The sequence below is a fragment of the Stenotrophomonas sp. STEN225 genome (assembly GCF_056756445.1).
Genome location: NZ_JBRRBV010000026.1, coordinates 1 through 13,516, shown reverse-complemented (window position 1 = coordinate 13,516; position 13,516 = coordinate 1). Strand labels below are relative to the sequence as shown.

Below are 13,516 nucleotides of genomic sequence, written 5' to 3'. Positions count from 1 at the left end.
TCAGGCTCATGGGAGGGTGATCGTAATGTGGGCGGTGCGCTCGGGCATCTGCACCACGTCGTTGTAGGCGGCCAGCTGCTGACGGGTTTCGTGTCCGAGGTAGGCGCGCATGCCGAAGAACGCGACGATGCCGAAGCAGCCGACAACCACGGCCGGCAGCCACAGCGGCACGACCCGGCGCAGGCCATGGCGCACGTTGTCGGGCGGCAGCGCGTGCGGGGCGAAGCCGTGGCGCTTGCCCTTCAGGTAGACGATCTCGTCACCCAGGCGCGCGGTCAGATAGCCCAGCTTCTCGGTGCCTTCGATACGGTACTTGCCCTCGAAGCCCATCAGCAGGCAGTAGTGATAGACCTCCAGCGACGGCAGGCGCGCCGCGCCCTGGCGGCGCAGTTCTTCCAGCCGGTCGAAGAAGTGCTCGCCGGCGAGGTGCTCGCCGAACAGGCGCAACTGCAGCGGATTGCGTTCCCAGGTTTCGTGCAGCGGCGACGGCTGCGACAGGATCGCCTCATCCACCGCGGCGCAGAACGCGTATTTGGCGGCGTAGACATCTTCGGACGCCACTCCAAGCCGCATCGCGTTGCGTTCGACGCCATCGAGGAACTTCTGCACCGTCTGCACGAAGCCCTCTGCGTCGTGCGGCAACTGGCCACGCTTGAGCAGAAGCAGCAGGTAGAAGCCGTCGGACATCAGATCCTGCAGGCTCTGCGGATTAGCCGCCTGCGGCGTCGGATTGACCATCGCGCCATTGGCGGTCAGCGACGGCATCGGGCCCGGGGTCGGGGGCAGGGGGGAATTCATCATGAGGTCACCGCCACAAGTTCCATCTTCAGCTCGGCAATGCCGGCCGGCACATAGATCATCACCGACTGCGCCTTGAGCATGCGCTCATACAGCGCACCGCGCGAATCAAATTCGAAGTAATGGCTGCCCGGGCGCACCGGGATCGCTGCCGGCACCTGCGCGGCGTGGGTAAGCTTCACGCCTGGCAGTGCGGACAGCACGCACTTCTCGACGTCGTCCGGCGCGCCGACCTTGAAGCGCACCGGGACGCTCTGGATCAGCTCCTGCGCCGGCAGCGAGGCGGAGACGGACAGGTAGAACGAGGCATTCCCGTCGATCCGCTGCGAGTCCAGCCGACCGAGGTGGTAGGACGGCTTGACCTCGTTCAGCGCGATCTTGAAGTAGCGCGTGGAGATCACCGTATCCAGCAGTGCCCGCACGATCTCCAGCAGCTTGCGGAACGAAGCTTCCGGCTGGTCGTGGCGGTACACCGGCAGGTCGCCCAGCTGGTAGGCGTTGGAGAAGGTCAGCAGTGCGCCCGCCATGCGCAGCAGTTCCTGGTGCAGGCGCTCGGGATGCAGCTGCGGATGATGCAGCAGATGGGCCAGCGCGCTGAAGGAACTGTTGATCGTATGCAGCAGCCAGAACGACGCGATGTCGCCCGAGCGGAATTCGATGATGTTCTGCGACGTCTGCCGATGCAGCCCGTACAGCGCATCGACCTTGGCCTGCAGCGCATCGAGCACCGCACGCAGTTCACGATGCAGGAACGGCGAGGCCTGCAGCTGCGCGCAGGGCGGGATGAACTCATCGTCCAGCTCGAAGCCGCCGCTGGAGGTGCGGCGCACACGCGCCACCGGCACGGTGGCATAGGCATCACGGGGCTGGTCGTCGGTAAGCAGCTTCACCGCCTTGCTCAGGTAGGCCAGTTCGGCCTCCACCGCATCGGTGAACAGGTCCTGCGTATCGCGGTTGGCCTGCCGATAGCGCGCAAGCACGGTGCCTTCCGCATCGGTGCAGTTGGCGCCGTCATCGCGCAGCAGCGGAAGTGCCAGGTAGATCACCGTGGACTGCACGCCAGGCGGCAGATCCTGCAGCGACACCGCGTCCGGCAGGCTGTCGTGGGCGGGGGCATCGTAGGTTTCGCCATCGGGAAACACCGCCGACAGATCGAGCGGCCTCAACGTGCCGCCGGACAAGGCATGGGGGTCGAAACGCACGCGGCGCGCGCCCCACGCGTACGGGTGCAGCGTCTGCGAAAGATCCTGCAGCCGTGCCTCGTGATACGCGTCCTGGCGCTGGAAATGCTGGGGCCGCAGGAACAGCCCTTCACCCCAGAGAACCTTCGACATCCTGCTTACATAAGCCACATTCAATCCTTGGAAATACCTTGAAAGGTTGCCCCTTGGGGGCCGGTTCCGCCGTCCTCGCGTTCCGCTGCGGCGAAGGCCCTGCCTTGCATTGTGAAAGTGTGAATCACATCGCACATTGATTGCGGCGGGGCAAACGTTGCGCGGAAGATACTATCGCATTGCGGCAATTTGAGTGCCAGAATTCCGACGCGGTCCTATTTCGCGCCTGCACAGCGGATCGAGGCAAGACTGCCCGGATCGCCGGAAAGTCGTGTGAGCAGGGCCTTGCTGTCGCTGGTCAGGGCACAGGCGTGGACACCGATGGTCACACCGTCCTGCGGCAGGGTCTTGCCCTTGGTGTCGAACGCGAGCCGCCAGCGGTTCTCGGCGGGGGCGCGGAACAGGGCGACCACGCCCAGCACTGCACTTCCTTCACTCAGCTGCTCGGACAATTCCTGCCGGGCCCCGGGGGTCAGCACCACCTCATTGACCGACAGCAGGTCGGCACCGAGGGCGGCCTGCTCTCCGGCCTGGTCCAGGAATGCGTTGAAGGGCGCCTGTTCGAACCGTTGCAGGCTGCGCAGGTGGTAGACCTTGACCACCGCCGCACTCGCCCGCTTGTCGTTGCCGGCATTGAGGTTGGTGCCGGCATACAGGCGCAATGGGACGGTCGGTGGCGCTTTCGGCTTTTCCTCGCGGATGCCGACGGCCTGCAGCGTCTTGTCCATCGCTTTCCCGAGCTTGCTGTCGCTGGCGCAACCGGCAAGGGAACCCGAAACAATGAAGGAGAAAATCGTGACGGATATCACGCGGCGAAATGAGGAGAGTTGCGCATTCATCTGGAGTCGGCGGGCTCGAAGGGCGGGGTGAAAGTCACGTATGCAACGGATTTCGCTCGCGGATATCACATTGGAATGTGAAGAATGTGTCTATCAAAACCGCCACATTCTTGACGAAATTCACTATACCGATGCGTATTCGCGAATGTACACTGCCGCCGACAGGGGCAGGAATCCCGTGCGGTGTATCGGCGGCGATTCGGCTTCCTTTAGGAACTAATTTCGACGAGGGATCACTATGGAAGTGAAGGCAATGGGGAAGGCTGTCTACCGGCCGATGTTCGCGCTGATGTTGCTGTCGGGCCTGGCGGCCTGCTCATCGGCACCGAAGAAGGCCGAGGTCGTGCCGTTCGAAACGACGCTGAGCAATGCCGAAGCACAGGTCACCACCGGTGGCGCGGATGCCGCCATCAGCGCATTCGAGGAAGCGGCGAAGGCCGATCCGACGCGCAAGGAGCCGTGGGTGCGCATCGCTCAGCTGCAGTTCGACCAGGGCCAGTATGCCCGCGCCATTGTGGCTGCCGAGGAAGTGCTGCAGCGCGATCCCAGCGATCTGGTCGCCGATGGCGTGATCACGGTGGCCGGTTTCCGCATTGCCAACCAGTCGCTGACCCGCCTGCAGGGGCGCGGCGCGCTGGCTTCCGATACTGCCCGCAAGGAAGCGCAGACCCTGGCTACCACCCTGCGCAACACCATGGGTGATGCCATTCTCGATCCGGCGCCCAAGCCGAAGCCGCGCAGCCGCGCCCGTGCCGGCCGTGCCGCCGCGCCCGCCGCTGCCGCACAGCCCGCTGCACAGCCGGCCAAGCCCGCTGCCCGCTCGAACAACTCCGATCCGTTCCAGAACATCGGCAACTGATCCGGACCCGGCCCCAGTCAGGAGACACACATGGCCAAGAAGGAAAGCATCCAGAAGCGGCTGCAGAAGATCCGCCCGCCGCGCGTCCAGCTCACCTACGATGTCGAGAAGGGTGACGCGATCGAGCAGAAGGAACTGCCGTTCGTGGTCGGCGTGATGGGCGATTTCAGCGGCAACCCGGAGCAGCCGCTGCCCAAGGTCAAGGATCGCAAGTTCGTCAGCGTCGACATGGACAACTTCGACGAAGTGATGGAAGGCATCGCCCCGCGTGCGGTCTATCGCGTGCCGAACAAGATCAGCGACGAAGGCGGCGAATTCGGCGTCGAGCTGAAGTTCAACTCCATCGATGACTTCCGTCCCGAGGCGGTGGTCCAGCAGATCGAGCCGTTGCGGCGCCTGCTCGAGTCGCGCACCAAGCTCGCCGACCTGCGCAACAAGCTGGCCGGCAACGAGAAGCTGGAAGACCTGCTGACCGATGTGCTCAACAACACCGAGCAGCTGAAGAAGCTCGGCGTGACCAAGGAGGACTGACCGATGTCAGCCGAAGCCAGCCCGTTGGCCACGCAGGCCGCCGTTGCCGAAGACGTCGGCCTGCTCGACCAGATCGTCGAGAAGAGCAAGGTCGCCAAGTCGAAGACCGAGCATGACCGCGCCAAGGACATCATCGCCGCGCTGGCGAAGGAAGTCCTGGAGGGCACCGTGGTCGTCTCCGACAACCTCAACCTCACCCTCGATGCGCGCATCGCCGAGATCGACCGGATCATCTCCGAGCAGCTCAGCGCCGTCATGCATGCCGAACCGTTCCAGAAGCTGGAAGGCAGCTGGCGAGGCCTGCATTACCTGTGCCAGCAGACCTCCACCGGCCCGAACATGAAGATCAAGGTCTTCAATTCGCCGCAGAAGGATCTGGTGAAGGATTTCAAGTCGGCCATCGACTTCGACCAGAGCGCGCTGTTCAAGAAGGTCTACGAAGAAGAGTTCGGCACCTTCGGTGGCGCGCCGTTCGGCGCACTGATCGGCGACTACTTCCTCGGCCGCCAGCCGGAGGACATGTACTTCATCGAGCAGATGTCGCACGTGGCTGCCGCCGCGCACGCGCCGTTCATTTCGGCAGCGAGTGAAGGCATGTTCGGCCTGGAAACCTTCACCGATCTGGGCAAGCCGCGCGACCTGGCCAAGGTGTTCGACACGGTCGAGTACGCGAAGTGGAAGTCGTTCCGCGAGAGTGAGGACAGCCGCTATGTCGGTCTGACCATGCCGCGCTTCCTCGGTCGTCTGCCCTACAACCCGAAGGATGGCACCACCGTCGAAGGCTTCAACTTCGTCGAGGAGATCGAAGCGGCCGACCACAGCAAGTTCCTGTGGTGCAACACCGCCTATGCGATGGGTGCGCGCCTGACCCAGGCCTTCGAGAACTTCGGCTGGTGCGCGGCAATCCGTGGCGTGGAAGGTGGCGGCCTGGTCGAGGACCTGCCGACCCATACCTTCCGCACCGATGATGGCGAAGTCGCGCTGAAGTGCCCGACGGAAGTGGCCATCACCGACCGTCGTGAAAAGGAACTCAGTGACCTCGGCTTCATGCCGCTGGTGCACTGCAAGAACACCGACTACGCCGCGTTCTTCGGCGCACAGTCGGCACAGAAGCCGAAGAAGTACAACACCGATTCGGCCAACGCCAACGCGATCCTGTCTGCCCAGCTGCAGTACATTTTCGCGGTGTCGCGCATCGCCCATTACCTCAAGGCGATGATGCGCGAGAAGATCGGCAGCTTCGCATCGGCGGGCAACGTCGAGGAATTCCTGAACCGATGGATCGCCCAGTACGTGCTGCTGGACGACAACGCATCGCAGGAAGCCAAGGCCCAGTTCCCGTTGCGCGAGGCATCTGTGCAGGTTTCGGAGGTGCCGGGCAAGCCTGGTGTCTACCGCGCGGTGGCCTTCATCAGGCCGCATTTCCAGCTCGATGAGCTGTCTGTTTCGTTGCGTCTGGTCGCCGAACTGCCGGCGTCCGCGAAAAAGTCGTAACGGTTTGCTGTAACTGAAGCGTCCAGGGGAGTCCGCTCCCCGGATTGCAGTGACGCTTATTTCAAGAGGGCGCAGCCCCCCTTAACCGCCAGGCCCCCGCCTGGCACATCAAATCTCACGGAAGAACGGAATTTAGGAGACCAGATATGCAGCACGCTTTCCTCTCGATTGACACCATCAAGGGCGAGTCGCACGACGACAAGCACAAGGACTGGATTGAAATCCAGTCGTTCTCGCAGGACCTGTTGCAGCCGCGTTCGGCCACCGCGTCGACCTCCGGCGGCACCACCGCTGCCCGCGTGAACCTGTCCCCGATCGAAATCACCAAGTCGATCGACCTCGCCTCCACGGCCCTGAACCAGGCCGCCTCCAACGGCACCACCTTCCCGAAGGCGCAGATCCAGTTCATGCGCGCCGACAAGGACGGCAACGCGATCAATTACTACACGGTCGAGCTGCTGAACGTGCTGGTCCACCGCGTCACCACGACGGTGGACAAGGAAGGCATGCCGCAGGAAGTTGTTCAGCTGAGCTTCGGCGCCATCAAGTGGACTTACCAGCAGCAGAAGCCGGAAGGCGGCGTTGGTGGCAAGACCGTGGCGCAGTGGAGCGCAACCAAGAACATCCCGAACTACACCGTGTGATGTTGTGTCACTGCGATGGCGCCTCGTGCGCCATCGCAGTCTGATCGTCGGGCAGGGCCAGGAACGGCCCTGTCTCTGCCGCACCGCTGCCGCCCGCACGGATGCCGAACCTGAGTGGATCGACCAATGAAGGGACTCGAACCCAGCCTGCTGGAAAAACTGTTCGACGACGCCCCCAAGCAGCCGGGCGCCGGGCCGGTATTCAAGTCCGTCTCGCTGGAGCAGTACAAGGAATCCATTGCCCGTGACCTGGAAGGGCTGCTGAATTCGCGCGCCGCGTTCCAGGAAGGCGACATGAAGGAGTTCCCCAACTGCCGGCAGTCGCTGCTGACCTACGGGCTGGCCGATTTCTCCGCGATGAGCCTGGCCAACGCTTATGATCGCGCCGCCATCTGCCGCTCCCTGGAGCAGGCCGTGGCGCGACACGAGCGCCGGCTCCGCAACGTCAACGTGCACCTGGACGCCGGCAATCAGTTTGCCGGCGGCCTGCACTTCACCATCCATGCGCTGCTGGATCTGGAACCGGCGCGCGAGCCGGTCAGCTTCGACGCGATGCTGCAGCCCTCGACCCTGCAGTACCAGGTCACCCGCGCACGTCGCACGCAGGCCGGCTGATGCAGGACCTGCTTCCTTATTACGAACGCGAACTGGCCTATCTCCGTCGTTACGGACGCGAGTTCGCCGAGCGTTACCCGAAGATTGCCGGCCGCCTGCAACTGTCCGCGGAGGGCAGCCAGGACCCGCATGTCGAGCGGCTGATCGAAGCGTTCGCGCTGCTCAGTGCCCGCGTTTCCAAGCGCATCGAGGACGACTATCCCGAGTTCACCGACGCGCTGCTGGATGTGCTCTATCCACATTACCTACGCCCATTCCCGTCGTGCTCGATCGCCCACTTCGACATGGAAGGGGTAGCCTCCAAACTGAGCGCGCCGGTGCGCGTACCCCGCGGTACCGCCCTGCAGAGCCGCCCCGTGCGTGGCGTTCCGTGTGATTTCCGCACCGCCTACGACGTGGTCCTGGCACCGGTCGGGGTACAGCAGGTGGTCTACCGCAGTGTCGCCGATGCACCGATGGCCACGACGCTGCCGGCGGGCACCGGCGGCCAGATCTCGCTGGGCTTCCAGCTGCTGTCCGATCAGCTCGGCTTCGGCCAGCTGGGCACCGATCAGCTTCGCCTGTTCCTGGATGGCGAGCCGTCGGTGCGGGCCGCTCTGCGCGATGCGCTGATGCTCGGGGTAAAGGCGGCCTATGTCGAATCCGATGGCGATGGCCGCTGGCGACGCCTGGAAAAGGTCCCGCTGAGCCCGGTGGGCTTTGCCGAGGATGAGGCGCTGATCGACTTCCCGGCGCGCTCGCATCCGGCGTACCGGCTGCTGACCGAGCTGTTCGCCTATCCGGAGAAGTTCGGATTCGTCGATCTGCACCTGCCCACAGTGACCGCCGGCGCCAGCCGTCGTTTCACGCTTCACCTGGTGCTGCATGCGCAGGGCCAGGACCGGGGCAACACGATGGTGCTGGAGGAACTGGGTACGCACAATGTGCGCCTGGGCTGCACCCCCATCGTCAACCTTTTCAGGACCAGTGGCGAGCCGATCCGCGTCACCCATCGCACGGTCAACTATCCGGTGCTGGCCGACGCGCGTCGCGCCTTCGCCTACGAGGTGCACTCGATCGACTCGGTGCACCGCATCCGGCAGACACCGCAGGGCGAACTGATCCAGGCCTTCCGTCCGTTCTACTCGCTGCATCACGGTGAAGATCCGGAGCGGACCGGTCAGTACTGGGTGGCACGTCGTGACGAGGATGTCGCAAGGCAGAGCCCCGGATTCGAGACGGAGATCAGCTTCGTCGACCTGTCATTCAATCCGGTGCTTCCGCAGACCGACACGGTCAGCCTGGAGCTGACCTGCAGCAACCGCGATCTGCCCAACCAGCTGGCGTTCGGTGTGGCCGGTGGTGACCTGAACATCGAGGGCGGCAGCCCGGCCAGGGCGATCAGCCTGCTGCGCAAGCCGACCAAACCGCTGCGTTTCCGCCATGGCCGCAATGCGCAGTGGCGCCTGATCTCGCACCTGTCGTTGAACCAGCTGTCACTGACCGCCAGCGGCCTGCCAGCGCTGAAGGAGATGCTGCGCCTGTACGACCTGTCCGGCAGCAATGTTTCCGCTCGCCAGATCGACGGCATCCTTGAGCTGCAGCAGACCCCGACCACCACCTGGATGCATGGTCGCCAGTTCGCTTCGGTGGTGCGTGGCCTGGAGATCCGCCTGACGATCAATGAAGCCCACTTCGTGGGTACCGGTGTGGCCGCCTTTGCCCAGGTGATGGACCACTTCTTCGCACTTTACGTGCATGCCAACAGCTTTACCCGTCTGGTGCTGGTTTCCGGCGACAGCGGGGAGGAGATCGTCCGATGCCCAGCGCGCAGCGGCGAATCGATCCTGGCGTAGCCCAGCAGCTGCTCACCGAGCCCCACCGCTTCCAGTTCTTCCAGGCGGTGCGGTTGCTTGAGCAGGTGTTCCAGCGGCAAGGCGTCAAGCCCGGCCAGGCCGTGCCGATGCGCGTGCGCTTCCGCAACTCGCTGTCGCTGGGCTTCCCGGCCACCGAGTTGTCCGCGGAGGGTGAGGTCTACTCGCTGAAGGGCGAGCGGCTGGAGGGGCGCGAGGCCATCGAGCAGGCGCTGCACGGCGAGGAACTGGCCGAGGTCCACCTGACTCCGCAGTTCATGGGCCTGCTGGGCACCGCTGGCGCATTGCCGCTGCATTACACCGAGACCCTGCAGCTGCGGGAGTTGTACCAGCGCGACCGCACCGCGCGCGCGTTCCTGGACATCTTCTCCACACGCGCTGTATCGCTGCACTACGCGGCGTGGAAGAAGCATCGGCTGGCGCTGCAGTACGAACTGGATCGCCGCGAGCGCTTCCTGCCGCTGGTGCTCTCGCTGCTCGGCATGGGCATGAGCGAGCTGCGCGATCGCCTGCACGAGGGCGAGGGCGAGATCTTCGATCAGGCCGTTGCCTATTACGCCGGTGCCGTGCGCCAGCGCCCCGTATCGGCCGTGCTGATGCAGCGCATCCTGTCGGACTATTTCCAGGTGCCGTTGCACCTGGAGCAGTTTGTCGGCGCGTGGTACCGGGTGCCCGCCGGTCAGGCAACGCGGCTGGGACAGGCCAATGCGGTGCTGGGGGCGAGTGCCCTGGCTGGCGATCGCGTCTGGCAGCGAGACCTGCGCATGCGACTGCGCATCGGGCCGCTGCGGCGCGATCAGTTCGACGCCTTCCTGCCGGGCGGCAGTGCGGCCGAAGCCCTGTCCAAGTGGTTGTCGTTGTTGACCGGCGGCGTTCTCGAGTACGAAGTGCGGCTGGTGCTGCGCGCCGAGGATGTGCAGGGCAGCGCCCTCGGCAGCGGCGGCGGCGCTCGGCTGGGCTGGGACAGCTACATGTGCACCCAGGCGCAGACCACATCGCGTGAGGACACCACCTATGGCATCCACACGCTGCAATGACAACCCGCCGCAGGCGTCCGTGCCTGCGGTCCTCGAACGGTTCCAGCAAGGAGTGCGTGTTTCCGCATGAGCATCAACCTCAAGACCCTGATCAGCAAGCTGGACGACACCTGCCGCCAGGCGGCCGAGCGGGCCGCGAACCTGTGCATGGCCCGCGGCAACTATGAGGTGGACCTGGAGCATCTGTTCCTGGCCCTGCTCGAGCAGCCGCAGAGCGATTTCGTGTTGATTGCCCGTCGCAGCGGCATCCTGCCGGAATCGCTGGAGCGTGATCTCAACGATGAGATCAGTCAGTTCAAGACCGGCAACGGCCGCACGCCGGTGTTTTCCCAGCACATTCCCAAGCTGTTCGAGCACGCCTGGCTGATCGCCTCGCTGGACTCGGAAACCACCCGCATCCGTAGCGGCCATCTGCTGCTGGCGCTGTTGACCGAGCCGGACCTGGCGCAGTTGGCCTACCGTGGCTCGAAGCTGTTCGTGCGTTTCAAGCGCGAAGAGCTCAAGCACGACTTCGCCAAGCTCACCGAGGGCTCGCAGGAGGCGGTGCAGACCGTCCGCTTCGCCGATGCCTCGGCGAAGGACGAGGGCGGTGAGGGCGAGGATGCCGTGTCCGGCGAGGCCAAGGGTGGCCTGTCCAAGACGCCGGCGCTGGACCAGTTCACCACCAACCTGACCCAGCGCGCCCGTGAGGGCAAGATCGATCCGGTGATCGGCCGTGATGGCGAGATCCGCCAGGTGATCGACATCCTGATGCGTCGCCGCCAGAACAACCCGATCCTCACCGGCGAAGCCGGTGTGGGCAAGACCGCCGTGGTCGAAGGGCTTGCCCGGCGCATTGCCGACAAGGACGTGCCGGAGGTGTTGCAGGGTGTCGAGCTGCACACGCTGGACATGGGGCTGCTGCAAGCGGGTGCCAGCGTCAAGGGCGAGTTCGAGAACCGCCTGAAGAACGTGATCGACGAGGTCAAGAAGAGCCCGCATCCGATCATCCTGTTCATCGATGAAGCGCATACGATGATCGGTGCCGGGGGCACCGCCGGCCAGAACGATGCGGCGAACCTGCTCAAGCCGGCGCTGGCCCGCGGTGAGCTGCGCACGATCGCGGCGACCACCTGGAGCGAGTACAAGAAGTACTTCGAGAAGGACGCGGCGCTGGCCCGCCGCTTCCAGGTGGTCAAGGTTGAAGAGCCCAGTGAAGTGCTGGCCGCAGCGATGCTGCGCGGCATGGTCGGGTTGATGGAGTCGCACTTCAACATCCGCGTTCTGGACGAAGCGGTGACCGAAGCCGTGCGTCTGTCGCACCGTTACATCAGTGGCCGCCAGCTGCCGGACAAGGCTGTCAGCGTGCTGGATACCGCCTGCGCGAAGGTCGCGCTTGGACAGAGCGCCACGCCTGCGATCATCGAAGACACCCGCAAGCACCTGGATCGCCTGCAGGCGGAAATCAGCGCGCTGCAGCGCGAAACCGCAGGGGGCAGTGCACAGCACAGCGAGCGCCTGGACGAGCTGCATGCCCAGCAGGCGGAAGCGCAGGCGGTGCTGGCCAGCAATGAGGAGCGCCTCACCCGCGAGCGCGAACTGGCAGGCCGCATTGCCGCGCTGCGCCAGCAGATGGAGCAGGGCCAGGCCCAGGCGGCCGATGGCGAAGCGCCCAGCGATGACGGTGAGGGCGACGTCGCCGTGGCCAAGCCGGCCACCAAGCGCGGCAAGGCCAAGCCGGAACTGTCGCCGCAGCATGCTGAACTGTCGCGACTGCAGGCCGAGCTGCGCGAGTTGCAGGGCGAGACGCCGATGGTCCCGCTGCAGGTCGACGGAACCGTGGTCGCGGAGATCGTGTCGGCATGGACCGGCGTGCCGCTTGGCCGCATGGTCAAGGACGAGATCCGTACCGTGCGCACGCTCGGAAACCTGCTGGTCGAGCGCGTGATCGGACAGGACCACGCGCTGGATGCGATCGCCCAGCGCGTGCGCACCGCCACGGCCAAACTGGAAGACCCGAACAAGCCACGCGGTGTCTTCATGTTCGTCGGCCCCTCCGGTGTCGGCAAGACCGAGACCGCGCTGGCGTTGGCTGACATTCTCTATGGTGGTGAGCGCAAGCTGATCACCATCAACATGAGCGAATACCAGGAAGCGCACAGCGTGTCCGGGCTGAAAGGCTCGCCGCCGGGCTACGTCGGTTATGGCGAAGGCGGCGTGCTGACCGAAGCCGTGCGCCGCAACCCTTACAGCGTGGTGCTGCTTGACGAGGTGGAGAAAGCCCATCCCGACGTGCTGGAGATGTTCTTCCAGGTGTTCGACAAGGGCGTGATGGATGATGCGGAAGGCCGCGAAATCGACTTCCGCAATACCCTCATCATCCTGACCTCCAACATCGGCTCCTCGCAGATCATGCAGGCCTGCCTGAACAAGCCGGCCGAGGAGATTCCGGCGGCCGACGCGCTCGCCGACGCGCTGCGCCCGGTGCTGATGCGCAGCTTCAAGCCGGCCTTCCTCGGCCGCCTCAAGGTCGTACCGTACTACCCGATCAACGATGACGTGCTTGCGCGGATCATCACGCTCAAGCTCGGTCGCATCCGCGACCGCGTCATTGCCAACCACAAGGCCACCTTCAGCTGGGACGACAGTCTGGTGGAGGCCGTGCTTGCGCGTTGCACCGAAGTGGACTCAGGTGCCCGCAACGTTGACCACATCCTCAATGGAACCTTGCTGCCGGAAATCGCCGAGAGCGTGCTGGCGGCGATGGCCGAGGGGAACCGGATCAACGCCATCAAGGTCACCGCCGGCAAGAAGGGTGACTTCAAATACAAAGTGTCTTGACACTGAGCAAATGGAGAAGGCAATGGAATTCTATGGATTCGACCGCGAAGCGGCTCTCAACCACTGTGACAGCCTGGAACTCGGCCTTGGCCGTGAGCTGGACCGTGTGCGTGCCTGGAACCGGCTGCGCCCCGAACATGTGATCGAGCTGCTGGAGACCGCGGTGCCCGCTGCCCGCCAGGATGCCCGCAACGTGGCCGCGCAGATCAGCCGCGGTTCCTGGCGCATCCACATGGATGCCCCGGTCGTGGGCAAGCCGCAGCTGGTGAGCAACGTGCGCGAACTGCAGATCACGGCCGGTGGACGCGATTACCGCCTGAAGATCAGCGAAGGCGTCCGCCTGCAGCTGGAAGAAATCGTCCAGGCCGCCTGATGATCGTGTGAGCCTGTCGCCCCGCACAGGGGCGGAGGCCACGCGGAAGCGGGAACCGGAGGAAGCCGATGCGCACGCCGCATGCAGACCACCTTGAAGCACGGGAAGTCGGGGAATCACCATGGACCTGGTAAACAACCTGCGGGCAGCGCTGGCCGGCCCATCGCATGCACAGCGCTTCCTGCGGCTGCACACCTCGCTGGGGAGCGACGTGCTGGTGGCCGAAACGCTGGATGGCGTCGAACAGATCGACGGCATCGGTTTCCAGTGGACGATCACGGCGCTGTCGCTGGATGCGGGCCTGCCGCTGGGCCCGCTG

13 protein-coding genes are annotated in these 13,516 nt (G+C 64.7%); 10 read left to right on the top strand and 3 right to left on the bottom strand.

The annotated features are described in order from the left end of the window. Positions 1–6: 6 nt before the first annotated feature. The 3 genes from icmH to tssJ all read right to left on the bottom strand — a co-directional run bounded on the left by icmH (position 7) and on the right by tssJ (position 2,971). Complete coding sequence (gene icmH / locus ACVOJ1_RS18195) at positions 7–798, bottom strand: type IVB secretion system protein IcmH/DotU (RefSeq protein WP_065175286.1); 792 nt, start codon at positions 796–798, stop codon at positions 7–9. After that, positions 798–2,132 (bottom strand): type VI secretion system baseplate subunit TssK, encoded by a 1,335-nt coding sequence (gene tssK / locus ACVOJ1_RS18190; protein WP_053517623.1) that lies wholly within the window; start codon positions 2,130–2,132, stop codon positions 798–800. The genes icmH and tssK overlap by 1 nt, the downstream gene beginning before the upstream one ends. A gap of 215 nt (positions 2,133–2,347) precedes the next feature. Next, the gene (tssJ, locus tag ACVOJ1_RS18185) at positions 2,348–2,971 is read right to left on the bottom strand and encodes a type VI secretion system lipoprotein TssJ (protein ID WP_053517622.1); all 624 of its coding nucleotides are present in this window, start codon (positions 2,969–2,971) and stop codon (positions 2,348–2,350) included. Positions 2,972–3,209: 238 nt separating this feature from the next. On the opposite strand from tssJ, the gene ACVOJ1_RS18180 reads away from it, so the two are divergent. The 10 genes from ACVOJ1_RS18180 to ACVOJ1_RS18135 form a co-directional block, all read left to right on the top strand. Then, a complete protein-coding gene (locus ACVOJ1_RS18180) occupies positions 3,210–3,830 on the top strand; it encodes a tetratricopeptide repeat protein (RefSeq protein ID WP_180877009.1) in 621 nt (206 codons plus the stop codon). A 30-nt stretch (positions 3,831–3,860) separates the two neighbouring features. Next, complete coding sequence (tssB, locus tag ACVOJ1_RS18175; RefSeq protein WP_053517620.1) at positions 3,861–4,361, top strand: type VI secretion system contractile sheath small subunit; 501 nt, start codon at positions 3,861–3,863, stop codon at positions 4,359–4,361. A 3-nt stretch (positions 4,362–4,364) separates the two neighbouring features. After that, on the top strand, positions 4,365–5,855 hold the full coding sequence (gene tssC / locus ACVOJ1_RS18170) for a type VI secretion system contractile sheath large subunit (protein ID WP_262218810.1): 1,491 nt from the start codon (positions 4,365–4,367) through the stop codon (positions 5,853–5,855). A gap of 146 nt (positions 5,856–6,001) precedes the next feature. Next, the gene (locus tag ACVOJ1_RS18165) at positions 6,002–6,499 is read left to right on the top strand and encodes an Hcp family type VI secretion system effector (protein ID WP_006465355.1); all 498 of its coding nucleotides are present in this window, start codon (positions 6,002–6,004) and stop codon (positions 6,497–6,499) included. 126 nt (positions 6,500–6,625) lie between these two features. After that, a complete protein-coding gene (tssE, locus tag ACVOJ1_RS18160) occupies positions 6,626–7,114 on the top strand; it encodes a type VI secretion system baseplate subunit TssE (protein ID WP_180877011.1) in 489 nt (162 codons plus the stop codon). Beyond that, positions 7,114–8,949, top strand: a complete 1,836-nt coding sequence (gene tssF / locus ACVOJ1_RS18155) for a type VI secretion system baseplate subunit TssF (RefSeq protein ID WP_053520395.1) — start codon at positions 7,114–7,116, stop codon at positions 8,947–8,949. The genes tssE and tssF overlap by 1 nt, the downstream gene beginning before the upstream one ends. Continuing rightward, entirely contained in the window at positions 8,913–10,004 is a 1,092-nt protein-coding gene (gene tssG / locus ACVOJ1_RS18150) for a type VI secretion system baseplate subunit TssG (RefSeq protein ID WP_053520394.1), read from the top strand. The genes tssF and tssG overlap by 37 nt, the downstream gene beginning before the upstream one ends. A gap of 66 nt (positions 10,005–10,070) precedes the next feature. After that, a complete protein-coding gene (gene tssH / locus ACVOJ1_RS18145) occupies positions 10,071–12,824 on the top strand; it encodes a type VI secretion system ATPase TssH (protein WP_346480741.1) in 2,754 nt (917 codons plus the stop codon). A gap of 22 nt (positions 12,825–12,846) precedes the next feature. Next, positions 12,847–13,197, top strand: a complete 351-nt coding sequence (locus tag ACVOJ1_RS18140; RefSeq protein ID WP_053520392.1) for a hypothetical protein — start codon at positions 12,847–12,849, stop codon at positions 13,195–13,197. Positions 13,198–13,318: 121 nt separating this feature from the next. After that, a partial coding sequence (locus ACVOJ1_RS18135) for a hypothetical protein (protein ID WP_346480740.1) occupies positions 13,319–13,516 on the top strand: 198 nt, incomplete at its 3' end.

What these genes read in the sequence shown, in the direction of transcription:
- tssH (WP_346480741.1), top strand. Translation starts at nt 10,071, where the DNA reads ATGAGCATCAACCTCAAGACCCTGATCAGCAAGCTGGACGACACCTGC.
- icmH (WP_065175286.1), bottom strand. Translation starts at nt 798, where the DNA reads ATGAATTCCCCCCTGCCCCCGACCCCGGGCCCGATGCCGTCGCTGACC.
- ACVOJ1_RS18140 (WP_053520392.1), top strand. Translation starts at nt 12,847, where the DNA reads ATGGAATTCTATGGATTCGACCGCGAAGCGGCTCTCAACCACTGTGAC.
- tssK (WP_053517623.1), bottom strand. Translation starts at nt 2,132, where the DNA reads ATGTCGAAGGTTCTCTGGGGTGAAGGGCTGTTCCTGCGGCCCCAGCAT.
- tssF (WP_053520395.1), top strand. Translation starts at nt 7,114, where the DNA reads ATGCAGGACCTGCTTCCTTATTACGAACGCGAACTGGCCTATCTCCGT.
- ACVOJ1_RS18180 (WP_180877009.1), top strand. Translation starts at nt 3,210, where the DNA reads ATGGAAGTGAAGGCAATGGGGAAGGCTGTCTACCGGCCGATGTTCGCG.
- tssC (WP_262218810.1), top strand. Translation starts at nt 4,365, where the DNA reads ATGTCAGCCGAAGCCAGCCCGTTGGCCACGCAGGCCGCCGTTGCCGAA.
- tssE (WP_180877011.1), top strand. Translation starts at nt 6,626, where the DNA reads ATGAAGGGACTCGAACCCAGCCTGCTGGAAAAACTGTTCGACGACGCC.
- ACVOJ1_RS18165 (WP_006465355.1), top strand. Translation starts at nt 6,002, where the DNA reads ATGCAGCACGCTTTCCTCTCGATTGACACCATCAAGGGCGAGTCGCAC.
- tssG (WP_053520394.1), top strand. Translation starts at nt 8,913, where the DNA reads ATGCCCAGCGCGCAGCGGCGAATCGATCCTGGCGTAGCCCAGCAGCTG.
- tssJ (WP_053517622.1), bottom strand. Translation starts at nt 2,971, where the DNA reads ATGAATGCGCAACTCTCCTCATTTCGCCGCGTGATATCCGTCACGATT.
- tssB (WP_053517620.1), top strand. Translation starts at nt 3,861, where the DNA reads ATGGCCAAGAAGGAAAGCATCCAGAAGCGGCTGCAGAAGATCCGCCCG.